Consider the following 22,021-nt stretch of genomic DNA (forward strand, 5'->3'; position numbering starts at 1 on the left):
TATTGTTCAGCGCCGGATGGACCAGCGTACGGCTGCCAGCTGCTCCGCTGTCCGGGATTCCGGACTGTCATCCTGTACTTCGCCAAGAATCAGTGCCGCCGCCAGTTCGGCAATCGCTGAGGACGTTTGGAAACCGTAGCCCCCTTGGCCGGCGAGCCAGAAGAAGCCGGGCGCTTCGGCGTCGAAACCCACTACGGGAATTCCGTCGGCAGCTTCCGTCCGGAGGCCCGTCCAGGCACGCTCCACTGAGCCGATGCCCAAGGATGTGACAGTGTTGAGTTTGGCTATCAACGTTTCCACGTCCCCGGGGTAGGGCTTGGCGTCCTCGGCTCCGCTCGGCACGGTTTCAGACGGAGAAATGAGCACCTGATTGCCCTCGGCGCGGAAGTAAAAGGTGTCATCGGCGGCGCAGACCATGGGTGTTTCCGGCGCCAATGGGGTCTGGACGTTGACGATCGCAGCGGTACGCCTATAGGGCTGCAATCCCAGCTTTTCCACGCCGCTGATGACGGCCAGCTCGTCCGCCCAAGCACCTGCCGCATTAACCACGACGCCGGACTGGAACCCTTCGGTGCCTGCCCCCACTTGCCAGCCGCTCCCCAAGCGCTGGGCGGAGTGCACTTTGGCACCGGTGATGATGTCCACACCTGCAGCTTCGGCCGTCCTGCGGTGTTCCTCCAGCAACAGGGGTGCGTTGCAGCCGAAGGAGCCGTCATCGAGGCCGGCCGCCGTGAAGGAATCCGGCTTGAGGGCGGGGCAGAGCTGCATCGCTTCGTCGTGGGTGATGGCGTGCATGTTGCCGCTGGCCTCGGCCTGTACCGTCGATTCGTCTCCCACCAGCATGAAGCCACGGGGTGTGAGGATGGGTTCGGCGGCCCGCGCATCCCGCTCCCCCAGCAGGTGGAGCGTCCGCCGGGTCAGCTCCTGCACTACAGCCGGACCGTAGCTCGGTATCAGTTGCCTGGCGGAGCGGGAGGACGTGTGGAAAGCCAGGGACTGTTCAGCTTCGACGAGTGCAACAGTGCATCGGCCCACCAGAGCCGCTGCCAAGGACAGACCCGCAATACCGCCGCCAACGATTACCACGTCATAATTCGAAGCCATGGGTCCATCCTGTCAGACCCGATCCTCTCTCACATCCCTAGCCCTTCAGCCGAACGGTCTCTCACTTTCGTCAAGCAAGTGAGAGACCGTTGGGTTTAAGCCCTGGGGATGTGAGTGAGCGTTGGCTTAGGCGACTGCGGCGCGACTCTTGACGAACGCCTGAACGCACGCTTCGACGTCGTCCGTGCTGTGCGCAGCGGAGAGCTGAACGCGGATCCGCGCTGCGCCCCTGGGCACCACAGGGAAGCTGAAGGCCGTGACGAAGACGCCGTTGTTGAGCATCTCGTCAGCCACCTTGGCAGCCATGACGGCGTCACCGAACATGACGGGGATGATGGCGTGCTCGCCGTCGAGGAGCTCGAAGCCTTCCTCGCTCATGCGGCGACGGAACAGTGACGCGTTCTCGAACAGGCGGGTCCGGAGTTCGCCGGATTCCTGCACGAGCTCGATCGCCTTGATGGTGGCCGCAACAATTGCCGGGGCAAGGGAGTTGGAGAACAGGTAGGGCCGGGCCTTCTGACGGAGCATCGCCACGATCTCGCCGCGGCCGGAAACATATCCGCCGGAGGCGCCGCCAAGGGCCTTGCCGAAGGTGCCGGTATAGATGTCCACGCGCTCGGAAACACCTGCATGCTCAGGGGTGCCGGCGCCGGTGGGGCCCATGAAGCCGACGGCGTGGGAGTCGTCCACCATGACCAGGGCGTCGTGTTTCTCGGCGAGATCGCAAATGGCTTCAAGGGGTGCCAGGTAGCCGTCCATGGAGAACACGCCGTCCGTGACGATGATCTTCCGGCGGGAGCCCTCGGCTTCAACCAGCTTGGCTTCGAGATCGGCCATATCCTGATTGGCGTAGCGGAAGCGCTTGGCCTTGCTCAGGCGGATCCCGTCAATGATGGACGCGTGGTTCAGCGAGTCCGAAATGATGGCGTCTTCGGGGCCGAACAGCGACTCGAAGACGCCGCCGTTGGCGTCGAAGCAACTTGAGAAGAGGATGGTGTCTTCGGTTCCCAAGAACTTGGAGACGCGGGTCTCGAGTTCTAGGTGCAAGTCCTGAGTGCCGCAAATGAAGCGCACAGAGGCCATGCCGAAGCCGCGCTCGTCCATGGCGGACTTGGCTGCGGAAATGATGTCCGGATGATCTGCCAGGCCGAGGTAGTTGTTGGCGCAGAAGTTCAGGACTTTGTTGGCCGGCTGGCCCAGTTGGCCGGCGGCGATGTGGCTGGCTTGGGGGGAATCGATGTGGCGTTCGGTCTTGAAGAGTCCGGCGCTGCGGATCTCGTCCAATTCGCCCTGCAGCTGGTCTTTGATGGCTGAATACATGGTGCTCCTAAAGTCTTGGTTGGGTCCGGGTGCCGGTGGGCCAGGCTACGGTTCGGTCCGGTTACAGTTCGGTCCAGTCGAGGACAACTTTTCCGCCGGTGCCGTTGCGGGCGATCTCGAAACCCTTTTCCCAATCCGAGGCGGACAGCTTGTCGGTGACCACTGCCGAGATACTGCGGTGCAGCACCGGGTTGGAGGACAACATGGCGCTCATGGCGTACCAGGTCTCGAACATTTCGCGGCCGTAGATGCCCTTGAGCGTGAGCATGTGGGTGACTACCTTGCCCCAGTCGATGTCGATGGACTGGCTGGGAAGGCCGAGCATGGCGATGCGTCCGCCGTGGTTCATGTTGTCGATCATCTCAGGCAGGGCCGTGGGGTGTCCCGACATTTCCAGCCCGATGTCGAAGCCTTCACGCATGCCCAGTTCCTGCTGCGCCTCGCGGACGCGCATCTTGGAGACGTCCACGGCGAGGTCCACGCCCATCTGCCGGGCCAGTTCCAGCCGCGGGGCTGAGACGTCAGTGATGGCGATCTTGCGGGCACCGGCGTGGCGGGCGACGGCGATTGCCATCAGGCCAATGGGTCCGGCGCCGGTGATGAGGACGTCTTCGCCCACCAACGGGAAGCTCAATGCGGTGTGGACAGCGTTGCCGAAGGGGTCGAAGATGGCACCGAGTTCAGGGGTGACGGACTCGTCATGGTGCACCCAGACGTTGGTCTCCGGAATCACGACGTATTCAGCAAATGCACCATCGCGCTGCACTCCCACCGAGACGGTGTGGATGCACATCTGGCGGCGTCCGGCACGGCAGTTACGGCAGATACCGCAGACAACGTGGCCCTCGCCGGAGACCCTGTCCCCCACCTTGACGTCCCGCACGTCCTCGCCGATTTCCACGACTTCGCCATAGAACTCGTGCCCGGCGATGAGCGGCGTTTCTATGATGCTTTGCGCCCAGGCGTCCCAACTTTGAATGTGGAGGTCGGTGCCGCAGATGCCGGTGGTCATCACACGGATCTTGACGTCGCCGGGGCCCGCTTCGGGCTCGGGACGTTCGACGAGTTCGAACCCTGCGTGGGGTCCGGATTTGTAGAGAGCCTTCATGGGATTCCTCACTGCCTGGGCTGCTTCGCTGCTGCTGAGTCCATTAGAGCGCCGGTAACGATTTAGCACAACTAGATTCTTCTCAATCAACGATTTAGGATTTGCTAATGGAAATTCACCAGTTGCAGATGCTTCGTGAGCTTGGAGACCTTGGCAGCGTCAAGGCCGTCGCGGAGACCCTTATGGTGACTCCTTCTGCAGTTTCGCAACAGCTCGCGCTGCTCCAGAAGTCCGTGGACGTGCCGTTGACACGCAAAGAAGGCAGGGCCTTGGTCCTCACCGACGCAGGCCGCGTGCTCGCCGAGGCGGGTGCCGCCGTCGTCAACGCCATGGCCGATGCGCGCGCTGCGATCGGCGCGTATCACGACGCTCCTGATGCGCCGGTGAGTGTGAGCGCTTTTCACAGCGCGGGCCAGGCACTGTTCGCTCCGTTGGCAGCGCATTTGGCGTCCGGGACAGCGTCCGACGGCGGCAAGTCACCACGCCTGCGACTCTCGGATGAGGACGTGGCCCAGGAGGACTTCCCCGGGTTGGCCGCCCGGTATGACCTGGTTTTGGCGCACAGGATGGATAACAGCCCGTCCTGGCCCGAGGACAAAGTAGCGATGATTCCCTTGGCTGACGAGCCGTTGGATATTGCCCTCCCGGCAGATCACCCGCTGGCGGCCCGGCGCGAACTGGAGCCCTCCGACGTCGTGGATGAACCATGGGTGACCAGCCGCGATGGGTACTCGCCCGCTGACGTGCTGGCCGCCGTCGTTGCCGTGAGTGGCAGGCCGGCCGAGGTACTGCACCGCATCAACGACTACTCCACCGTCGCGGCGCTGGTGTCCGCCGGTGGCGCGATCGGGCTGCTTCCGCGCTTCACCGCGCGCCGCGTACTGGATGCCGGTGTGGTGCTGCGTCCGCTGTCCGGAGTGAACTCGGTGCGCAAGATCGACATCCTTGCCCGGCCCGAGACGCTCAAACGGAAATCGGTCATGACGGTTTGCGAGTCACTTCAAACCGTCATGACCGAGCTTGTGGAGCTCTCCAGCCCGAGCTGACCCCCGGGTCGTGGCGTCAGTCGCGGACCAAGGCGGGCTGACCGGCGTCGAAATACTCCACCAGTTCGGCAGGGAGCTCCGGTACCTCGCGGGCAGAGCCGTCACCGCGGAGAGATTCCGCCGCGAGGATACCGGCCACTACTGCCTGCCGCGCGGCAATCGGGCTAGTGGTGGTCCGGCCGCCCCGGGACGCGAAATGCAGGAACTCCTCGATCAAGCGTGGATCCGCTCCGCCGTGGCCGCCTTCGCCGTCCTTGATGGTGATGACTTCATCAGGAGCGGCGTAACCGGACGAACGGCTGGTCCAGACGTTGATGCTCTCGCCGGGCCCGTCGCCGAGGTTCTCAATGCGGCCTTTGGTACCGATCACGGTGTAGTTACGCCAATAGTCCGGAGTGAAATGGCACTGCTGGTAGCTGGCCAGCACGCCGTTATCCAGCACCATGTTCATCATGGAGATGTCCTCCACATCAATCACCTCCGCCAGGTCCTTCTGCTCCGTGGGCGGCCAATTGTCCATGGAGAACCAATCCCCCATGCGCTTACCGGCGTTATTGCTCCGGTTGGTGACGTCGCCGTAGACGGCGAGATCCCCGACGGCGGCAACCCGCTTGGTGTAGCCGCCGGCAAGCCAGTGGATCACATCGATGTCGTGGGCGCCTTTTTGGAGCAGGAGCGAGGTTACGTTGGCACGTTGGGCATGCCAATCCTTGAAGTAATAGTCACCGCCATGCCCTACAAAGTGCCGGCACCAGACCGCCTTGACCTCGCCAATGCGGCCTTCTTCAATGAGTTCGCGCATCTGCACAACAACCGGCATATGGCGCATGTTGTGGCCAACGTACAGGCGGGTTCCGGTTTCGTAGGCCGTTGCCAGGATCCGGTCCGCCGCCTCAACCGTGATATCCAGGGGCTTCTCGCAGAAGGTGGGAATGCCGGCCTTGAGCGTGCGAACGGCGACGGCAGCGTGCTGGTTATCGGGGGTCAGGACCAGGACAGCGTCGATCCCGCTGCCCAGCAGTTCTTCAAGGTCTTCCGTGACGCGCGCCGATGGGATGCGTTCAGCCGCGTCCGCCCGGCCACGTTCGCTCAGGTCACACACAACGGTAACCTCCGAGCCTTGGCCCGGCTTATGGGCGTGCTTCCACAGCCCTGACCGCAGGCCAAAACCTACGATGCCGACCTTCAAATCCTTTTCCATGGTGTGCAATATCCTTCTGCTGTTCTTAGTAAAGTCTGGTTGCGGCACTGCGGTGCGGCGCGGATTCGCGCACGAACAAGTGCCAGGGGAAGTCGAGGACACCGGGGGTCTCAGCCGTAGCAGCTGCGGGGTCAGCCGGGCCCGTTGCCCGCTGCAGGAGCAGCCGTGCGAGTTTGTCGAAGAAGTCAACCGGGCCCACGGTGCTCAGGGACGGCGACATCCGTTCGCCCTCCACGGTGTTGCCCACGCCGATGATGTCCACGTCCGCACCTACCGCCAGGCCCAAGCGCTGGGCGGCATTGATGGCACTGACCGCTGCGTAATCCGTGGTGGCGTAGATGGCCGTGGGGCGGTCCGGCATGGTGAGCAGCCGGGTTGCCGCAGCGTACGCCCCGGCACTGGTGCCATCGAAGAGGCCCACAAAATCTTCGCGTTCTTCGACGCCCGCGTGTTCCAGCGCCTGGGCATAGGCACGGTACCTGGTGCCGCCGGATGTGCCGTCCGGCGTGGCAGGAGTCAAACAAGCGATCCTGCGATGGCCGTGGAGCAGGTGCTCCACGGCCATCCGGCAGCCCGGCCCGGCAATGGAACGGATGACGTCAAAACCCTCGGCTTGTACTTCCTCGTCAAAAACCACCAACGTTGTTCCGTGCTGCGCAAGCTGACGAAGGGCATCCCGCTGTTCAGGACGGACTGCATCCACGAACACAGCATCGGCATTGTGCGTGCCGAGCACCTTGACCCAATCGGCGTCACCCAGGATCATCGGCGTGATCCCCAGCGGACCCGCCGCCTTCTGCACTGCCTCAATGACGGACAAGGACCAAGGATCCGAAAGCATGGTCAGCGACAGGATCACGGTGTTGGTCCGGCCGGTGCGGATGGCCCGGGCCGCCTGGTTGGGGCGGTAGCCAAGCCGCTCAGCAGCTGCCTTGACCTTCTCCGCCGTCGGATCCGAAACCCCGGGGCCGCCATCGCCCCGGCGGCCTGACAAGACATAGGAGACCGTGGCGGTGGAGACGCCGGCCAGTTCGGCCACCATACGGATGGTTGGCCTGACTCCGGTGTTGCTCGTTTTTGCCATGGTTCCCCCTGCTGTGTTCTTTGGATCGCGGTGGTTCGTTGTTGTTTTGAGGCTAGCTCCTGAAGACGGGAGCGTCAGGGTCCAACGCGGCCTGGTACTCGTCGCGCATTTTGTCCCCTCCTTCGCTCTTCCAGCGCTTCACCGCGTCCTTGAGTTCGTCGATCTTGGCGCGGCCGGTGATGATGTCCACAACCTTGTCGCGCAGTTGCTTGGTGATCTTGGCACCCACCTTGGCGTTGGTGTCCGAGTAGGAACCGTTGGTGGGGTTGCGCCACGCAAATTCGAGGAGTTTTTCTTCCTGCTGGCTGACGTACCGGGTGTCGTCGTCGAATCCCGGGTTGAAGATGACGTTTTCGGGGCTGGACATGATGTTCAATGCCGAGACCAGGCCCGGAGCGTTGGTTGTCCCTGTCTCAGTGCGTACCGGATTACCGGAGCCGTCAATGGTGTAGTCCTCGCCCAGTTCGCCGAAGTTCTTCTGCATGTACTCCACAGTTCCGAACGGGGCGGACAAGTAGTTGATGAGCGAGAGCAATTCGCGGATCTTGCCCTCCTCGGCCTTCTTGAACGGCGTGAAGCCTACGGTTCCATAGCCCATGTCGTAGACGGGCTTGACCTTGCCGTCGGCGCTGAACGGGATGAGAATGTCGAACCGGGTGTCCTTGTTCAATGCACGGTAGCTGCGGATGTCGTGGGGGCCCACCACAACCTGGGCCCCCACGCTGCCGTTGGCTACGCGTGAACGGATGTCAGTTGCTTTGGAATCCGGGTAGAAGACACCTGCTGCGAACATCTTGGCCGTGAACTCCACACCGGCCAGGTACTCATCGGTTTCGTAAAGATGGGTGAGGGTGCGGTCCTTGTTGACCGCCCAGCTGTTCGGAGCACCAAACCATTCGGTGACCATGTGGAGGGCGTTGATGTAGGCCGGTTCCAGCGCGTACTGCTGATCGGCCGGCCGGGTCAACTCCTTGGCCTTCTCGAGGAACTCGTCGGCGCTGGCTGCTTCAAAGCCACCCACCTTCGCCCACATATCGTGGTTGCCCAAGTACACCTGTCCGAACGGGGTGCTCGGGATGGGCGCACCCCAGATCTTCCCGTTCACGACGGCGGTCTTCCAGGAATCAGGTTTAAGTGCGGCCAGATTGGGGTACTCAAGGACGGCGTCACCGGAGAGGTAGGGCGTCAGGTCCTGGAACTTGGCTTCCAGCATGGGACCGACGTTGGGGATGCCCTGGTTGGGCGGAACCCACATCATGTCCGGGAGATCGTTACTGGCTAGAACGGTGGCGAACTTCGCCGGGTAGCCGTCTCCGATGTCTTCGGCGATTTGCAGCTCCAAATCACCACCGAGTTTGGCGTTGAGGCGCTGCCAGAAGGGGTTGTCCTTCAGGCCCGGGCTCATGGTGTCGAAGGTTTCAGTCAAGCCGGTCACCTTGCCCTTGAGCGGCGGCGTCTTTACGGACTGCACAGCATTGGGCAGTCTGAAGTAGCCGGCTTGGAGGCCCTTGGCGTTGCCGGCAATGTCAGGAGTGACGCCGGTGAATTCCTTGTACGTGGGCAACTTGACCGAGGCGGAGGCTGCGGCGCCTCCATTGCCCGCGGCCCCGCCGCCACCGCAGGCGGACAAGCCTGCAGCGGTCACGGCCAGGCCTGCCAGGCCAAGGAAACCGCGGCGGCTGAACCCAGCCTGAGAGGTAGTGCGCGTCATGGCATAACCCTTTCTGGTTACATGCGTTTCTAGAAGGTTTGAGTGCTTTTGGTTGGCGTGCTTTTGATTGTGCTTTTGGTGGGCCTAGCCCTTGACGGCGCCGGTGATGACGCCCTTGGCGAAGTGCTTTTGGAGGAATGGGTAAACCATCAGGATCGGGACCAGCGCTACCACCACCACTGCCATCTGAATGGACTGCGGCGGCGGGGTGGTGGTGATTCCCAGCTGATCCGCTGCACCACTGCCCTGGACCACGAAGTTGCGAAGGAGCAGCTGAATGGGCCACTTGCTGTGATCGTTGATGTAGAGAAGTGCGTTGAAGAAAGAGTTCCAAAAACCCACCGCATAGAAGAGACCGACGACGGCGATCACGGCTTTGGACAGCGGCATCACGATGCGCCACAGAATTTGCCAGTCGTTGGCGCCGTCGATCCTGGCACTTTCGATGAGTTCGGCCGGGATGTTCATGAAGAACGACCGCATGACCACAAAGTTGAAAGCTCCGAAAATGCCCGGAAGGATCAGCGACCACAACGAGTCCAGCAGGCCGAGTTGGCGGATCATGAGGAAGGACGGGATGAGGCCTGGCGCAAACAGGAGCGTGAACAGGACTGCGAGGATCACCGGCCGTCCAAAGAGCACCGTACGGCTGGTGGCATAGGCCATGGTGATGGTGACGAAGAGCGCGAGGATGGTTCCCACTGCCGTGATCAGCATGCTGACCCCAAGCGATTGCAGAACCATGGGGCCTTTGAAGATGGTGGCGTAGGCCTCAAATGTTGGACGTTCCGGCCAGAGCACAAACCCGCCGGCTTTCACCAGTTGTTCCGTGTCGGCAAGGGAGGTTGAAACCACCAGCAGTATTGGAGTGAGGATGGACAAGCTGAACACGATCAGGACTACCGCCTTGACCGTTTGATACAGCGCGGAAGGCTTTTCCTTCCACACCGGGCGCTTGGCATTGTACGTAAGTTCCCGGGGTTTCTTGGTGAAGAGTGTTGTTGCCATGGGGTTCTCCTTGTGCGGCGGGCGCGCGGGTCAGCGTGGCTTTCAGCGCACTTGTTTTGCGAAGATTCCGTCTTCGCCGAAACGGTGGGCAAGTTTGTTGGCGCCGTAGATCAACAACGCGCTGACCACGCCCTTGGCAAGGCCTGCTGCCGCGCCTGAGCTCCAGCCGCCTCCCACTACGCCGGTGTAGTAGGTGAAGGTGTCCAGCACTTCCGCGGCGCCTGCTCCCACTGCATCCCGTTGCAGGATGAACTGCTCAAAGCCCACCGAGAGGATGTCGCCGATGCGCAGGATCAGCAGCAGGACAATCACAGGCCTCAGCCCTGGAAGCGTGATGTGCCACATTCGGCGCCAACGTCCGGCACCGTCAGCCGCTGCAGCTTCATAAAGCGAGTTGTCAATGCTTGCAAGGGCTGCCAGGAAGATGATCATGGCCCAGCCGGCGTCCTTCCAGATCATCTGGACCACCACCATGACCGGGAAGGTTTCCGGGTTGGTCATGAAGGGAATGGGGTCCATCCCCCAGTCCCGAAGCAGGTTGTTGACGAAGCCTGCACCGCCCAGCATCTGCTGGAAGAACGCGATCACCAGCACCCAGGACAGGAAGTGCGGCAGGTAGGCGATGCTTTGGAAGATCCGGCGGACCCTGGTGCTGACGAGTGAATCCACAATCAGCGCCAGGACCAGCGGCACAGGGAAGAGGAACACCAGCTGCCAGGCAGCCAAGTAGAGCGTGTTCCAGAAAGCGTGCACAAAATCCGGATTGCCGAACAAGTCCACGAAGTTCTGCCAGCCCACCCAGAGGCTGTCACCGATGCCCAGATACGGCTGGTAGTCCTGGAAGGCGATGACGTTGCCAAGGATGGGGATGTAGAAGAAGAGAAGCAGGAAGGCCACCCCAGGCAGCATCATGAGCAGCATCTGCTTGTCGCGTCGTAGGCGGGACCGGAAACTCTGCTGCGGGACCTTGCTTCTCTTCCGCTTCTTCGGACCGGATCCGGAGGCGATTCCACCTGGCGGGCCCGGGACTCGGCGAGCTTCGGGCACTGCCCGAGCCTGTTCCGTCGTCGAGTTCATGTTGTCTCCTCAAGTGCTGAGCCTGCGCCACTTCTGTGATTCAGGCCACGCTCGTTAACCGTTTAACAAACCATAAGTGACCCGCGTCTCCTTTTGCAAGATCATGATCGAAACTGCTCGTGGAAATCACGTTTAATCACTACGCACGGAGTTCAGCGGCGCCTCGGACGCTCTGCCCTCGCGCCCCTTTCGCGCCTGGCGCACCCGTACGAACCGGCGCGCCCGGCGGAAACGGGTGCGGCCCCGCCGTACAAGTGGTGCGAGGGGCGGAAACGGGGGCGCCCGCTAAAGTACTAGCAGGTGAAATTAAGGCAGGAGGTTGAGATGGCAGATTGCTGTAGCCCAGGGGCCGGCACCCGGGCACATTCCGGCTCGGGGAAGTCCCTCCCCCTTCGGGCGATTGCCGATCGACCGATACCCGGCACCTCAGCTCAAAGTGCCCGGCCCTCAAAGGAAGCATCCGACGTCGTCATCCCCGCAGGAACCTTCGCAATGGGCGATCCCTTCAACGAGGGCTACGACGACGACGGCGAGTCACCCGTGCACGAAGTGTTCGTCGCACAATTTCGGATTAGCGCCGCCACTGTGACCAATGAAGAGTTCGCTGAGTTCGTCAATGCCACCGGGCATCGTACGGAGTCGGAAATCTTCGGAACGTCGGCGGTGTTCCATCTGGCCGTGAAAGCCGAGACCCAGGACATCCTCAACCGGGTCAACAATGTTCCGTGGTGGCTCAACGTCCGCGGGGCGGACTGGTCGCACCCGGCTGGGCCACTCTCAAGTTGGTCCGAGATCCCCGATCACCCCGTCACCCACGTCTCGCACAACGACGCCTTGGCCTACTGCGAATGGGCGGGCCGTCGGCTACCCACGGAAGCTGAGTGGGAATACGCGGCACGTGGCGGGTTGGCCGGGCATCGTTATCCGTGGGGCAATGACCTGCATAACGATGCTCCGGGCCAAGACGCTCACAACTGCAACATCTGGCAAGGCGAATTCCCTTCCCGCAACACGATCAACGACGGCTACCTCACCACCGCACCTGCCAAGTCCTTCCACCCCAACGGCTATGGGTTGTATCAAACCAGCGGGAACGTCTGGGAGTGGTGCAGCGATTGGTTCCTGCCCAAGTACTACAAAACGTGCCTCACGCAGGGAACAGTGGAGAACCCCAAGGGCCCGTCCATCGGCCGCGGCAGGGTGATGCGGGGCGGCTCGTACCTCTGCCACGATTCCTACTGCAACCGTTACCGCCTCGCAGCGCGCAGCTCAAACACACCCGACTCAGCAAGCGGCAACCTGGGCTTCAGAACTGTTGCGCTGTAGGTACCGGCACGCCCGGTTACTTGGGCCCGTGCCCGCGCTGATGTCCGTGGCCCTTGAGACCGGCAGGCAGTTCGCCGGACACAACTCGCATTGCCGTCACGGTTTCACCGTTCTTTGTGCCGCTGACCCGCACTGTATCACCTGACGTGAGATCAGCAGCCGTAGCCGACGGCAGCGATGGTTTGCCCCTGCCGTTCCGAAGCTCTGACAAATCGGCCGGTAGTTTGCTGATCCGCGTTTCCGTGTTGATCGCATAGCGTTGCGTGAAGCCATCCTCGCTCTTCACGGTCATCTCTGTATCGCTCACGGACTCAAGGGTTCCGGTTTGCGTAAGAACCGTACGATAGCTCCCGTCCTGCTGCTTCACCACGTGTTCGCCGTGGATTGCCTGCCCGCGGCCCTCTGCAGACTTTGCGAACGCGGACGAGGACGGGCTTGGTGAAGCAGAAAGGCTCGACGGCGACGGGCTGGGTTGGGTGCCAGCCCAGACTGTGGCGGCACCGCCAGCTGTCAGGGCGACGGTGATTCCGCCGGCGAGAAGGGTCTTACGAATGCCCGGTGAAAGAGTGGCCATGCATCCATTGTGCGCCCAAAGAATGCATGGCCAAAGCAAAGTAGGCCGCAGTAATTACTGCGGCCTACTTTGATGGGAAGCGGAGGGGCTTAGCCCTGAACGCCGAGCTTCTCGAGGATCAGTTCGCGCACGCGTCCAGCGTCTGCTTGGCCACGAGTGGCCTTCATGACACCGCCAACAATTGCGCCAATGGCCTGGACTTTGCCGCCGCGGATCTTCTCCGCGACATCCGGCTGCGCCGCCAGTGCAGCATCGATGGCTTCAAGGAGCGGACCGTCGTCGGACACTACTGCGAGGCCACGCTTCTCAACAATTTCCGCCGGAGTACCTTCGCCGGCGAGCACGCCGTCCAGCACCTGGGTGGCCATCTTGTTGTTGATCTTGCCGTCTTCAACGAGCTTGTTCAGCTCGACGATGACCTGCGGGGTGACACCGAGTTCGGAGGGGTCGACGTCTGCAACCTTGGCTCGGCCGACGATCTCACCCATCCACCACTTGCGGGCAACATCGGCGGACGCACCTGCGGCGATTGTCTCCTCGATGGAATCCATGACTCCGGCGTTCACCACATCGCGGAATTCCAGATCCGAGTAACCCCAGGCTTCCTTAAGGCGCTTGCGACGCTCCGCCGGCGGCTCGGGAAGGGTGGCGCGGAGTTCCTCCACCCACTCACGGGAGGCGACAACGGGAACCAGGTCCGGCTCCGGGAAGTAGCGGTAATCGTCGGCATCGGACTTAGGCCGGCCCGACGTCGTCGAACGCGTGTCCTCGTGCCAGTGGCGCGTCTCCTGAATCACCGGCTCGCCGGAATCCAGGACGGCAGCGTGGCGCTGAATCTCGTAACGGACCGCGTGCTCCACAGCGCGCAGCGAGTTCACGTTCTTGGTCTCCGAACGGATACCGAACCTTTCCCTGCCGTGCGGGCGCAAGGAAACGTTGGCGTCGCAACGGACGTTGCCGCGCTCCATCTTGGCATCGGAAACGCCAAGGTTCTTCACGATCTCGCGGACTGCTGCCACGTACGCTTTGGCCAGCTCGGGCGCACGGCTACCGGCTCCCTCAATGGGCTTGGTGACGATTTCAACCAGCGGAACGCCGGAACGGTTGTAGTCCACCAGCGAGTAGTCGGCACCTTGGATACGGCCCGCAGCACCACCCATGTGGGTCAGCTTACCGGCGTCTTCTTCCATGTGGGCGCGCTCGATCTCCACGCGGAACACCGTGCCGTCCTCAAGCTCAATGTCGAGGTAGCCGTCGTAGGCGATCGGCTCGTCGTACTGGGACGTCTGGAAGTTCTTGGGAGTGTCCGGGTAGAAGTAGTTCTTCCGGGCGAAGCGGCAGGACTCGGCGATCTTGCAGTTCAGGGCAAGGCCGATCTTGATGGAGGATTCCACCGCAGCCTTGTTCACCACGGGCAGGACGCCGGGCATGCCCAAGTCAACCTCGTTGACGTTGGTGTTCGGCTCGTCACCGAAGACGTTGGGCGCTGAGGAGAACATCTTGGTCTTGGTGTTGAGTTCCACGTGGACCTCGAACCCCAGGACGGGATCGTACTTCTCCATGGCCTCTTCGAAGCTCAGGGTTGCGTCGACGGACATTAGTTGGAACCTCCGGCGGTGGTTGAAGCTGAACTAAGCTCAGGGGCCTGCGCAAGCATCGGGCCGCCCCACTTCTCTTCAAGCATGGATTCGAGGACCGCACCCACGCGGTAAAGGCGGGCGTCCTGGCGGGCAGGAGCCAACAGCTGGATGCCGACGGGCAGCCCGTCTTCGTCAGCCAGACCGCCGGGCAGGGACAGACCCGGGATGCCGGCAAGGTTTGCCGGGATGGTGGCGACGTCGTTCAGGTACATTGCCAGCGGATCGTCCAGCTTCTCCCCCAGCTTGAACGCCGTGGTGGGCGCCGTCGGGGAGATCAAGACATCGGCCTTCGCGAACGCGGCGTCGAAGTCACGCTGAATCAGCGTACGGACCTTCTGTGCAGAGCCGTAGTAGGCGTCGTAGTAGCCGGCGCTCAGCGCATACGTACCAAGGATGATGCGTCGCTTCACTTCGTCGCCGAAGCCAGCGGCACGCGTGGCACCCATAACGCGCTCGATGGTCATGGGACCATCCTTGGGCAGGACGCGCATGCCGAAACGAACGCCGTCGAACTTGGCCAGGTTGCTGGAGACCTCGGACGGCATGATGAGGTAGTACGCACCCAGGGCGTACTTCAGGTTGGGGCAGGAAACCTCAACGATTTCAGCACCGGCGTCCTTCAGTAGCTGAAGGGACTCGTTGAAACGGTTCTCGACGCCGGCCTGGTAGCCCTCGCCGTGAAGTTCCTTGACGATTCCGATCTTCATGCCCGCAACATTGCCGACGCGGGCGGCAGCAACAAGATCATTGAAAGGATCCGTCAGCGACGTGGAATCGAAGGGGTCGTGACCGCCGATGACTTCCTGCAGGAGCGCCGAGTCCAGCACCGTACGGGAAACCGGGCCGATCTGATCCAACGACGATGCCATGGCAATGGCACCGTAACGGGAGACAGCGCCGTATGTCGGCTTCACGCCAACGGTTCCGGTGACGGCGCCGGGCTGGCGGATGGAACCGCCGGTGTCCGTGCCGAGCGCCAGCGGCGCTTCGAAAGCAGCGACGGCGGCAGCGGAGCCACCGCCCGAACCACCGGGAATGCGGTCCAGATCCCACGGGTTGCGGGTGGGGCCGTAAGCCGAGTGCTCCGTGGAGGAACCCATGGCAAATTCGTCCAGGTTGGTCTTGCCAAGGATGGGCATCTTGGCCGCGCGCAGCTTCTTCACCACGGTGGCGTCATACGGGCTGTGCCAGCCCTCAAGGATCTTCGAACCAGCCGTCGTCGGCTGGCCAATCGTCACGATGAGGTCCTTGACGGCGATGGGCACACCGGCGAGGGCGTGCAGCTCTTCGGCAGCAGAACCGCCAGCAGCGCGGGCAGCGTCAACCTCGGCCGCGACGGCCAAGGCCTCTTCAGTATTAACGTGCAGGAAGGCGTTAACTTGACCATCAACAAGGGCGATGCGGTCAAGGTGCGCCTGCGTCACTTCGACGGCGGTAACCTCGCGGGTGGCCAGCTTCGCAGCGAGATCGGCGGCGGAGTGGCGGATGAGTTCGTTGTTCAGCTCAGTCATAGTGATTAGTCCTCATCCAGGATTGCCGGGACCTTGAAACGGTTCTCGAATGCATCCGGAGCGCCGGACAGGGCTTCTTCGGCCGTGAACGTATGGCCCACAACATCCTCGCGGAACACGTTGGTCAGCGGAATCGGGTGCGACGTCGCGGGGACGTCCTCTCCCGCAGCTTCGCTCACGCTTTTCACCGAATCCACGATGACAGCAAGCTCAACAGCCATCCTGTCCAGTTCTTCGGCACTCATTTCAATGTGAGCCAGACGCGCAAGATGCGCGACGTCGTCACGGTTGATCGCAGCCATGGATCTCCCCTGCAAAGTTCAAATGGTTTTCCGAACCAGTCTACTTGGGTTGGGTGTGCCGGTCAGACGACGGGGTGGTGCCCCCGACTTTCTGATTCTTCGTCACGTTTGAGCCCTCAGGTTCACTCCTAGATATATGTTCTTGCCCGAATTTGTCATTTCGATCGATTTACGGGGTTTTGGGGCGACATCTTGGAGGCTGTTGTTTTGGTGTACGACGTTGATACCGGCGGGGCGCTTGCCGCGGTGGCTGCATCGAGGCAGCGCACTAGTGGGCTTGGTCAGGTGCAGGCAAGGCTTCGGCAGGTCTGTGATGAAGTCAGCGGGGTTCTCCGTGAAGGCCCTGTTTATGTGTCCGTGCAGCTCTGCGCGGAGATAGTACTGATGCCTGGTCTGCTGGCGTTGGCGCAACGGACGGCCAACGTTTTTGGTGGAGCACAGGCTGCTATTGCCGCCTATGTTGCCGGGGATGAGCAGATGATCACGACGTCCTTGGCTCAAACCAAAAGCTTGGATGGCTGGCCCGGCGCGGGTTTTCGGGTGGACCGGTTTCGTTCGGTTCCGGTGGGTTAGGGGCCAGCCGTGTATGGGATTGATGCGTCGGTGTTGGAGGGGTGGCCGGATCCTGGGTTGTTGGAGGAAGCTGCGGTTCCTTTGTTGGAGCAGGCTCAGGGGATTGTAAATGTGATGCAGGCTGCGGCGTCGGAGTGGTCGGGTCTGGGTGATGCGTACCGGGCTCCGGAGGCGGCGGAGCTGTTGGCTGCTTTCGGGACGCCTGCCCGGGTGAGTGAGGGGCTTCGGGCGGGTTTGGCTGTCGTGTATCGGGCGTTGATGGGGTATGCGGATACGGTGCGGGAGTTGAACCGGCGTCGGGGGGTGCTGCTGGAGGACATCGCTGATTTCCGTCGGCGAACACAACTGCATCTGGGGGAAGCTGTAGCCTTTGACGCGCTTCCGGAACGGCAATCCTTGGGAGGCAGCTCCGGCGCGTCGGTGGCGCTGGAGCTCGGAGAGTTAAGGCAGCGGGTTTCTTCGCTGGCGGCCGGGCATGAGCAGGCCGAGCACGATTGCGCCAGGCTGATTGATGGCGTGCGCCCGGTTGATGGGCCGGTGCCGGTGTATTACGACGGCGGGATGGTCACCGATGCCGCGGTGGAGCGGACCCGTTCGCGGTTGAAGGACTTGGAAACCGCTGAAGTAGGCGATGCTGCCGGGGCGTTGGAGATGCTGGAGTTATGGCGGACGTTGACGCCTGGGCAGTTGCTTGATTACGGGATGGCCGAGTCCGATTTCCTGCGTTCGGGCTTTACTTCGCCTCCGCTGGTGGTCCAAGTTCGGGACTGGTGGGCGGGGTTGTCCGCCGAGCAGCAGGCGGCGTTGCTGGTGGCCGCGCCGGGGGTGATCGGGAATCTGAACGGTGTCCCGTACAAGGCCCGCGCGAGAGCGAACCGGGTGAACCTGGATTCGGTGTTCAAGGACCCCCGGACCAGCGAGACGGACAAGGCCGCGTTGCAGGTGATCTACGACGCACTGGAGCCTGCTGACAGGCGGAGCGCGGCGCCGGAACGGAGCATCATGTCCTTCACTCCGGAGGAGAACGGCAAGCCGTTCGTGGCCGTTGCGATCGGGGATTTGGACACGGCAACCAACGTGACTTGGAACGTACCGGGCATGCGGACCACAGTGGCAGACGGGCTCGAATCCTGGACGAAATCAGCCCAGGATTTGTACGACGGGCAGGTGTTTGCTGATCTCATCAATGGGGACAAAGGGTCGAATGCGGTGGTTTCTTGGGTTGGGTATGACAGCCCGGACGCGCCGCCCAGTACTGAGGTGTTGTCCACGGCGTTGGCCCAGACGGGTGGGGCTAAGCTGGCCGTCGCGTTGGATGGATTTACCGAAACTCGGGCGAGCGAATCTGACGGCGTCACCCGTCCCCGGTTGAATGTGCTGGCCCACTCCTTCGGGACCACCACGGCTTCCTACGCGCTCAAGGCACTCAAGCACGAGGTAGCGACGGCGACGTTTTTCGGTTCCGCGGGGATCGCCTGGCGGGAGATCGGCTCGGCGGCGGACCTTCACGTGGCCAAGGACGCGACCGGGGAACCGGAGGTGTATGTGACTGCGGCAGGTGATGACCGGGTAGCACCGTTGGGAATCGTCGGTAGCGGGTTGCGGGGACGGGAGGGCCGGTGGAGTCCGTCTGATGAGTGGTTCGGGGGCAAGAATTTCTCCTCTGAGGGCGGCTACGACCCCGAGACCGGCAAGGTCTACAAACGAACCACCGGCCATGATGCTAAGGGCTGGGCTGCCGAGGGCAGCGAGGATTCGGTGTTGGCAGCCACCGGTGGCCACGGCTACCTGGACCCGGAGACGGAGTCAGCGCGGAACATTGCCCTGACCTCCACCGGCCGCGGTGAACTAATCAAGAAGCTTTTGCCCCTCCAGAGGAAAGTAATGGCAGTCCACGGCGAGCTGGTTCGAATTGGGCCCCTAATAGAAGACGACCTCACACCGGAGGAACTCGAGGAAGTGCGGAACAGATGACAAAGACAAAGCCCGGCAACAAACTATGGTTCGTATCGATGACGCTAGGGTGTTTGATGATGAACGGGTGCGGCATGAATTCAACGAATAGTGGACGACCCGACGAGCCGGGGCCCGGAGAGCGTACCGCCGAGGAAGTGTTTACGGAATTCATGGATGCCATGGAGGACACTGTCCAGCAGTCGGGCACGACGTGGCCGGGGTGGGACCGCAGCGACACAGTGGATCACGTGTCAGAACCTTGTGGTGTGCACGCACGGGCCGACGGCCGACTGTATCAGCGCCAGATAGAAGGCGGTCCCATCGATGATCCGCAGGCCGCTGTGGAACGAATGAAGGCTCACTGGAAATTCCAGGGCTACACGATCGGAAACATCTTCGACAATATGGGCGCGAACACTACCGGGATAGAGATCATCGCCTCGACTCCCCGGGGCATGGTCTTGATCTTCACGCCATCGAAGCATGTCAGTTTCGTCAAGGTGATGGGTGAATGCACCTTAGACCCGGCCGCGAGAAAGAAGACCACCTAAATGACTGGTTTGTCCCGCCCCCGCCCATTCGGCCCGAAAAACCTGCGAAGCCCGTTGCGCTTTTTGATGGCGCTACTCACGGTGGGGTGTTTGATGATGACGGGGTGTGGCATGAACTCAACGAATAGCGGACAACCCGACGAGCCGGGTCCTGGAGAGCGGAGCGCCGAGGAGGTGTTCACGGAGTTTATGGACGCGATGGAGGACACAGTGCAGCACTCAGGGGCTTACTGGCCCAGCTGGGACCGCCAGGACACATCCGGCTATTTCCCTCCCCCGTGCTCAGTTCGCACCCGGGACGACGGCCGCGCCTACCAGACACAGATCGAAGGCGGGCCTATTGATGATCCACAAGCAGCGGTGGACCACATGAAAGCCCACTGGAAGTCAAAGGGCTACACGATAGGAAACATCTTCGATGACGTGAATCCCGCAACCGGAATGCAGATCAACGCACGAACGCCCAGGGGCATGCTGGTCCAGTTCTCACCCACACGCAATGGGAGTCTCATCAAAGTGGTTGGCGAGTGCACCTTGGACCCGGCCGCCAGGAAGAAGACCACCTGAGTGGCTACGACATCCCCACTCCGCCCGCGTGGTCGTGGTCGTCTGCTCGGCCCGCAGCAGTTTTTGATCGCGCTACTCGTTGTGGGGTTCTTGATGATGACGGGGTGCGGCATGAGTTCACCAAATAGCGGACAACCCGACGAGCCGGGACCTGGAGAGCGGAGCGCCGAGGAGGTGTTCACAGACTTCATGGATGCCATGGAGGACACCGTCCAGCAGTCGGGCACGACGTGGCCGGGGTGGGACCGCAATGACACAGTAGATTACGTGTCGGAGCCTTGCGGGGTGCACGCGCGGGCCGACGGCCGACTGTATCAGCGCCAGATCAAAGGCGGTCCCGTGGACGATCCGTCGGCGGCTGTGGGCCGGATGAAAGCTCACTGGGAATCCAAGGGCTACACGATCGGAAACATCTTCGACAACATGGGCGCCAACACCACAGGTATCGAGATCACTGCGTCGACGCCTCGGGGCAAGGTCTTGATCTTCACGCCGTCCAAGCATGTCAGCTTCATCATGGTGATGGGCGAATGCACTTTGGATCCGGCTGCCCGAAAGAAGACCACCTGAATGGCTGGCTTGTCCCGCCCCCGCCCCTTCGGCCGCAGACAGGCCCTAACGCCAAATCGCGGGTCCGCTGCCCAATACGCCGTTGCTGAACGGCGAATTGGTAGCGGACCCGCGAATTCGACACCCGGGAAGTTGGCAGGTCAGCCGATGCCGATTGCTCCGGTCAGGACCCCGACAACCAGCATGACCACCGAGATGACTGCCGTGCGCCAGAGAACCTTCTTGTGGTGATCGCCCAAGTCCACTTTGGCGAGGGAGACCAGCAAGAGGATAGCCGGAACCAGGGGGCTCTGCAGGTGGAACGGCTGCCCGGTGATGGAAGCACGGGCCATATCCACTGCATCCACCCCGTAGTGGGCGGCGGTTTCGGAGAGGACCGGCAGGACGCCGAAGTAGAAGGCGTCATTGCTCATGAAGAACGTCATGGGGATGCTCAGCAGGCCGGTAATGACTGCCATGAACGGGCCCATGTCTGCGGGGATGATCTGGACGAGCCACTCGGACATTGCTTTGACCATGCCCGTGCCATTGAGGACACCGGTGAGGACTGCGGCAGCCATGACCATGCTGACAACCGCAACGATGGACGGTGCGTGGGCAATCAGTTGTGCGCCCTGGTCCTTGACCTTGGGGAAGTTGACCAACAGGGCGATCGCCGAGCCAACCATGAACACGAACGGCAGCGGAACAATGTTGGCCACCAGGACCACCATGACCGCCACGGTCAAGGCGAGGTTGAACCAGAACAGCTTGGGTCGCAGAGTGGAGCGGTTGGGGTCCAGTGCCGTGTCCGCCATGGCGGTGTCGTGGTCGTCAACCAGCGTGGCCGGGTCTTCGAGAACCACGACGCCGGCGCCTCCGCCAGTGCCCGGCTTGCGTGTAGTGGCAGTTGAGCCGTTGCGGCCAAAGCCGAAGCGGCCTGCACCAAAGCCTGAACCTGAGCCCGAACCGGCGGCGACGGAACCGCCGCGGCCAGTGCCGCCGTCGAACGCTTCAGAAGGATCGGCGACGTCGCCCCAGATCTCGGGAGCGGTGGTGCGGAGGCGGTTGCGTTCCTGCAGGCCGAGCAACCAGGCGAAGACCAGAACCACGATCAGGCCGACGATGAGTGAAGGGACCATGGGCACGAAGACGTCGTTGACGTCGAGCTTGAGCGCGGTTGCTGCGCGGGCGGTGGGGCCACCCCAGGGCAGGATGTTCATGGTGCCGTTGGCCAGGCCCGCCACGCAGGTGAGGACCACGGGACTCATCTTGAGCCGCAGGTACACCGGGAGCATGGCGGCTGTGGTGAGGATGAAGGTGGTGGAGCCGTCGCCGTCCAGGGAGACTGCGGCTGCCAGTATGGCGGTGCCCAGGACCACCTTTGCGGGGTCGTTACCCAGCTTGCGCAGGATGAACTTCACCAGGGGGTCGAAGAGCCCGACGTCGATCATCAAACCGAAGTAGATGATGGCGAACATGAGGAGCGCGGCCGTGGACGTCATGGACTTCATTGAATCCATGACCATGGGTCCGATGCCGAGGCCCGCTCCGGCGAAAAGGCCGAAGATGGTGGGGACGATGATCAGCGCCAGGACGGGCGTCAATTTTTTGGTCATGATCAGGACCATGAATACCGCAATCATTGCGAATCCAAGCAAAACCAGCACGGCCGGCTCCTTACTACTGTGAATGGCGCCACGTCGGTGTGATGCGCACTACAGACGATATGGTGGCGGTCGTCACGGGTGGGGGTTTCGGGGAATTGTTGGGAATACTGCTCGTTGCGAACGTTTTGCGCATTGTGCTCAGT

The 22,021-nt window shown here is 62.1% G+C and carries 20 protein-coding genes; 7 read left to right on the forward strand and 13 right to left on the reverse strand.

All coding sequences use genetic code 11. The annotated features are described in order from the left end of the window. Nucleotides 1–6: 6 nt before the first annotated feature. From BACI9J_RS14590 to tdh, 3 genes are all read right to left on the reverse strand, one after another. A complete protein-coding gene (locus BACI9J_RS14590) occupies nt 7–1,104 on the reverse strand; it encodes an NAD(P)/FAD-dependent oxidoreductase (RefSeq protein ID WP_159735004.1) in 1,098 nt (365 codons plus the stop codon). Nucleotides 1,105–1,230: 126 nt separating this feature from the next. Beyond that, on the reverse strand, nt 1,231–2,424 hold the full coding sequence (locus tag BACI9J_RS14595; RefSeq protein ID WP_159735005.1) for a glycine C-acetyltransferase: 1,194 nt from the start codon (nt 2,422–2,424) through the stop codon (nt 1,231–1,233). A gap of 61 nt (nt 2,425–2,485) precedes the next feature. Beyond that, entirely contained in the window at nt 2,486–3,532 is a 1,047-nt protein-coding gene (gene tdh / locus BACI9J_RS14600; RefSeq protein ID WP_159735006.1) for an L-threonine 3-dehydrogenase, read from the reverse strand. 107 nt (nt 3,533–3,639) lie between these two features. Here tdh and BACI9J_RS14605 point away from each other — a divergent pair, with 107 nt between their 5' ends. Further along, nucleotides 3,640–4,578, forward strand: coding sequence for a LysR family transcriptional regulator (locus tag BACI9J_RS14605; protein ID WP_159735007.1), 939 nt, complete (start codon nt 3,640–3,642; stop codon nt 4,576–4,578). A gap of 16 nt (nt 4,579–4,594) precedes the next feature. Here BACI9J_RS14605 and BACI9J_RS14610 read toward each other — a convergent pair whose 3' ends face one another. The 5 genes from BACI9J_RS14610 to BACI9J_RS14630 all read right to left on the reverse strand — a co-directional run bounded on the left by BACI9J_RS14610 (nt 4,595) and on the right by BACI9J_RS14630 (nt 10,659). Continuing rightward, on the reverse strand, nt 4,595–5,788 hold the full coding sequence (locus tag BACI9J_RS14610; protein ID WP_159735008.1) for a Gfo/Idh/MocA family protein: 1,194 nt from the start codon (nt 5,786–5,788) through the stop codon (nt 4,595–4,597). Between the two features lie 16 nt (nt 5,789–5,804). After that, nucleotides 5,805–6,863, reverse strand: coding sequence for a LacI family DNA-binding transcriptional regulator (locus BACI9J_RS14615; RefSeq protein ID WP_159735009.1), 1,059 nt, complete (start codon nt 6,861–6,863; stop codon nt 5,805–5,807). 52 nt (nt 6,864–6,915) lie between these two features. Further along, nucleotides 6,916–8,574: a sugar ABC transporter substrate-binding protein gene (locus BACI9J_RS14620; RefSeq protein ID WP_159735010.1), complete on the reverse strand. Its 1,659-nt coding sequence runs from the start codon at nt 8,572–8,574 to the stop codon at nt 6,916–6,918. 84 nt (nt 8,575–8,658) lie between these two features. Next, nucleotides 8,659–9,582: a carbohydrate ABC transporter permease gene (locus BACI9J_RS14625; RefSeq protein WP_159735011.1), complete on the reverse strand. Its 924-nt coding sequence runs from the start codon at nt 9,580–9,582 to the stop codon at nt 8,659–8,661. A 42-nt stretch (nt 9,583–9,624) separates the two neighbouring features. Continuing rightward, nucleotides 9,625–10,659 (reverse strand): ABC transporter permease, encoded by a 1,035-nt coding sequence (locus BACI9J_RS14630; RefSeq protein ID WP_159735012.1) that lies wholly within the window; start codon nt 10,657–10,659, stop codon nt 9,625–9,627. Nucleotides 10,660–10,983: 324 nt separating this feature from the next. Between BACI9J_RS14630 and BACI9J_RS14635 the strand changes: the two genes are divergently transcribed. After that, nucleotides 10,984–11,985, forward strand: coding sequence for a formylglycine-generating enzyme family protein (locus BACI9J_RS14635; RefSeq protein WP_159735013.1), 1,002 nt, complete (start codon nt 10,984–10,986; stop codon nt 11,983–11,985). A gap of 16 nt (nt 11,986–12,001) precedes the next feature. Here the strand turns inward: BACI9J_RS14635 and BACI9J_RS14640 are convergent, their stop codons facing one another. From BACI9J_RS14640 to gatC, 4 genes are all read right to left on the reverse strand, one after another. Next, nucleotides 12,002–12,559 carry a hypothetical protein gene (locus tag BACI9J_RS14640; RefSeq protein ID WP_159735014.1) on the reverse strand — a complete coding sequence of 186 codons (558 nt, stop codon included), beginning with the start codon at nt 12,557–12,559 and terminating at the stop codon, nt 12,002–12,004. Between the two features lie 89 nt (nt 12,560–12,648). After that, on the reverse strand, nt 12,649–14,157 hold the full coding sequence (gene gatB, locus BACI9J_RS14645; protein WP_159735015.1) for an Asp-tRNA(Asn)/Glu-tRNA(Gln) amidotransferase subunit GatB: 1,509 nt from the start codon (nt 14,155–14,157) through the stop codon (nt 12,649–12,651). After that, nucleotides 14,157–15,710 carry an Asp-tRNA(Asn)/Glu-tRNA(Gln) amidotransferase subunit GatA gene (gene gatA / locus BACI9J_RS14650; RefSeq protein WP_159735016.1) on the reverse strand — a complete coding sequence of 518 codons (1,554 nt, stop codon included), beginning with the start codon at nt 15,708–15,710 and terminating at the stop codon, nt 14,157–14,159. The genes gatB and gatA overlap by 1 nt, the downstream gene beginning before the upstream one ends. Before the next feature lie 5 nt (nt 15,711–15,715). Beyond that, nucleotides 15,716–16,012, reverse strand: coding sequence for an Asp-tRNA(Asn)/Glu-tRNA(Gln) amidotransferase subunit GatC (gatC, locus tag BACI9J_RS14655; protein ID WP_159735017.1), 297 nt, complete (start codon nt 16,010–16,012; stop codon nt 15,716–15,718). Between the two features lie 207 nt (nt 16,013–16,219). Here gatC and BACI9J_RS14660 point away from each other — a divergent pair, with 207 nt between their 5' ends. The 5 genes from BACI9J_RS14660 (at nt 16,220) to BACI9J_RS14680 (ending at nt 20,229) form a co-directional block, all read left to right on the forward strand. Next, nucleotides 16,220–16,585: a DUF6507 family protein gene (locus tag BACI9J_RS14660; protein ID WP_236558702.1), complete on the forward strand. Its 366-nt coding sequence runs from the start codon at nt 16,220–16,222 to the stop codon at nt 16,583–16,585. Between the two features lie 9 nt (nt 16,586–16,594). Beyond that, a complete protein-coding gene (locus BACI9J_RS14665) occupies nt 16,595–18,559 on the forward strand; it encodes an alpha/beta hydrolase (RefSeq protein ID WP_159735019.1) in 1,965 nt (654 codons plus the stop codon). Further along, a complete protein-coding gene (locus BACI9J_RS14670; RefSeq protein ID WP_159735020.1) occupies nt 18,556–19,092 on the forward strand; it encodes a hypothetical protein in 537 nt (178 codons plus the stop codon). Before BACI9J_RS14665 ends, BACI9J_RS14670 begins: the two co-directional genes overlap by 4 nt. A 111-nt stretch (nt 19,093–19,203) precedes the next feature. Further along, nucleotides 19,204–19,659 carry a hypothetical protein gene (locus BACI9J_RS14675; protein WP_159735021.1) on the forward strand — a complete coding sequence of 152 codons (456 nt, stop codon included), beginning with the start codon at nt 19,204–19,206 and terminating at the stop codon, nt 19,657–19,659. Nucleotides 19,660–19,770: 111 nt separating this feature from the next. Beyond that, nucleotides 19,771–20,229, forward strand: coding sequence for a hypothetical protein (locus tag BACI9J_RS14680; protein ID WP_159735022.1), 459 nt, complete (start codon nt 19,771–19,773; stop codon nt 20,227–20,229). Nucleotides 20,230–20,369: 140 nt separating this feature from the next. Here the strand turns inward: BACI9J_RS14680 and BACI9J_RS14685 are convergent, their stop codons facing one another. Then, entirely contained in the window at nt 20,370–21,878 is a 1,509-nt protein-coding gene (locus BACI9J_RS14685; protein WP_159735023.1) for a CitMHS family transporter, read from the reverse strand. Nucleotides 21,879–22,021 lie beyond the last annotated feature (143 nt).

Origin of the sequence: Arthrobacter sp. 9V, from assembly GCF_902506065.1 — a bacterium.
Classification (GTDB): domain Bacteria; phylum Actinomycetota; class Actinomycetes; order Actinomycetales; family Micrococcaceae; genus Arthrobacter.

Excerpts from the sequence above, each read along its gene's own strand:
- BACI9J_RS14605 (WP_159735007.1), top strand. The coding sequence starts at position 3,640 with ATGGAAATTCACCAGTTGCAGATGCTTCGTGAGCTTGGAGACCTTGGC.
- BACI9J_RS14590 (WP_159735004.1), bottom strand. The coding sequence starts at position 1,104 with ATGGCTTCGAATTATGACGTGGTAATCGTTGGCGGCGGTATTGCGGGT.
- BACI9J_RS14630 (WP_159735012.1), bottom strand. The coding sequence starts at position 10,659 with ATGAACTCGACGACGGAACAGGCTCGGGCAGTGCCCGAAGCTCGCCGA.
- gatA (WP_159735016.1), bottom strand. The coding sequence starts at position 15,710 with ATGACTGAGCTGAACAACGAACTCATCCGCCACTCCGCCGCCGATCTC.
- BACI9J_RS14680 (WP_159735022.1), top strand. The coding sequence starts at position 19,771 with ATGAGTTCACCAAATAGCGGACAACCCGACGAGCCGGGACCTGGAGAG.
- BACI9J_RS14615 (WP_159735009.1), bottom strand. The coding sequence starts at position 6,863 with ATGGCAAAAACGAGCAACACCGGAGTCAGGCCAACCATCCGTATGGTG.
- BACI9J_RS14635 (WP_159735013.1), top strand. The coding sequence starts at position 10,984 with ATGGCAGATTGCTGTAGCCCAGGGGCCGGCACCCGGGCACATTCCGGC.
- BACI9J_RS14620 (WP_159735010.1), bottom strand. The coding sequence starts at position 8,574 with ATGACGCGCACTACCTCTCAGGCTGGGTTCAGCCGCCGCGGTTTCCTT.
- tdh (WP_159735006.1), bottom strand. The coding sequence starts at position 3,532 with ATGAAGGCTCTCTACAAATCCGGACCCCACGCAGGGTTCGAACTCGTC.
- BACI9J_RS14625 (WP_159735011.1), bottom strand. The coding sequence starts at position 9,582 with ATGGCAACAACACTCTTCACCAAGAAACCCCGGGAACTTACGTACAAT.
- BACI9J_RS14640 (WP_159735014.1), bottom strand. The coding sequence starts at position 12,559 with ATGGCCACTCTTTCACCGGGCATTCGTAAGACCCTTCTCGCCGGCGGA.
- BACI9J_RS14595 (WP_159735005.1), bottom strand. The coding sequence starts at position 2,424 with ATGTATTCAGCCATCAAAGACCAGCTGCAGGGCGAATTGGACGAGATC.
- BACI9J_RS14670 (WP_159735020.1), top strand. The coding sequence starts at position 18,556 with ATGACAAAGACAAAGCCCGGCAACAAACTATGGTTCGTATCGATGACG.
- gatB (WP_159735015.1), bottom strand. The coding sequence starts at position 14,157 with ATGTCCGTCGACGCAACCCTGAGCTTCGAAGAGGCCATGGAGAAGTAC.
- gatC (WP_159735017.1), bottom strand. The coding sequence starts at position 16,012 with ATGGCTGCGATCAACCGTGACGACGTCGCGCATCTTGCGCGTCTGGCT.
- BACI9J_RS14675 (WP_159735021.1), top strand. The coding sequence starts at position 19,204 with ATGAACTCAACGAATAGCGGACAACCCGACGAGCCGGGTCCTGGAGAG.